The sequence below is a fragment of the Endozoicomonas sp. SESOKO3 genome, assembly GCF_024606255.1.
Genome location: NZ_JAHHPR010000389.1, coordinates 1 through 1,372 on the forward strand (window position 1 = coordinate 1; position 1,372 = coordinate 1,372).

Here is a 1,372-nt window from a genome sequence, read left to right on the forward strand (position 1 = left end):
AGTGCAGAAAGGATAAAATCCCTTTGCAGCCTGTCCCTGAAAATATCCAATCCTGTAAAGATTATACGGCAGAGGAAGTTCAAGCCAAAACCATGGAATACCTCAGGACATTAGGGCTGAATCCGGAGGATTATCGCTGTTTTTGGGGCGAAGTAAGGGATATTTCGTCAGCGGCTGCCTGGATGCAGACCTTAGGTTATGGACTTTTAAGTCAGATTTGATGCTGGCGTGGAGGTGATTGCCCCACTCTCCCTTCAGGCATTCCGCCTCTGCTAAAACACATTCCATCTGGATCAACAGACTCATGCAGCAGGTCAGCGCTGGGAAAGATGAACGATTGTTCTGGAATTTTTTTAGAAATTAACAGTCTAAAGCACACATAGCTTAAAAAAATCAAATGTGTTCAATAGAGGGATTTATGAATATAAACAAAAGCAAAACAGATAGTTACGGATTTCATCAAAGCCACCTTGCTGAAAAGAATGATGAAAGCTTTGACTCAGAACAAAAAGTATTCAAAAGTTTCTCAAGAAAGCTACGGGTTGAGGATACATCCTTTGCACCGGCAGAGAACCTAAGAGGGCTCGGCTCTATTGTACCGGGTTGCGGTCATCAGATTGCCAATCAGACGATTCCCGAGCGAAAAGTTTCCCACTGGGTTAATTCTCATGATTGTGAGGTTATAAATTTAGCCGGACTCAGCGAGACGTTTACCGCTGAGGAGGTGGCTGAGCGTTTCCGAAGGACCATTGAAAACCTCACGCATTCACTGATATACAAAGAAATCGCAAGGGAACGTTATGAAGATGTTCAAAGAGATGAATTAACAGAGATTTTTATCGATTTTATTTTATGCCAGGAAGGTCTGGTTCATGATCGGTGTTTTACTATTGAAAGGAGCCCCGAGAAATACGTGGCGGCTAAAACCATGAGCCACGAGCGGGTTGAAGAGATACAGTCTTTTCTAAATGCTATTTTTTCCGAATGGGCAGCAGAGGAAGCGAAAGCTTGTTGGCCTGGAATACATTACAGTTGGGAGGATATGCTGGTTGATTATCTTAAAAAAAAGGAAAACGTACCGGATGATGTTACCCCAAAGATTGTTCCTTTTGGTAACTTTTGGCATAAAATCAGGTTCGAGAAATTGTTGAAGGAGATATATCCATTTTTTCGAACCCTTCTTGATGGAAGAGGCTTTTTTTCTGAGTTCGGTATTGTCTTTAATTTTTTCGTAAAATTCAGGCAGGAACTGGTTGATAGTGCTCGTGAACCTTGTAGAACCAACAAGTTAATCATTGGTCTGCGCGAGAACAGAAATAATATGAGAGAGTATTTTAATCGACATGTTATGGATGTTATTTTTTCCGGGCGC

General features: G+C 41.8%; 2 protein-coding genes. Both read left to right on the forward strand.

Annotated elements, in window-relative coordinates; genetic code table 11:
• On the forward strand, window positions 1–221 hold a 221-nt coding region (locus KDK18_RS06750), incomplete at its 5' end, for a hypothetical protein (RefSeq protein WP_257254110.1).
• 503 nt (window positions 222–724) lie between these two features.
• A partial coding sequence (locus KDK18_RS06755) for a hypothetical protein (RefSeq protein WP_257254111.1) occupies window positions 725–1,372 on the forward strand: 648 nt, incomplete at its 3' end.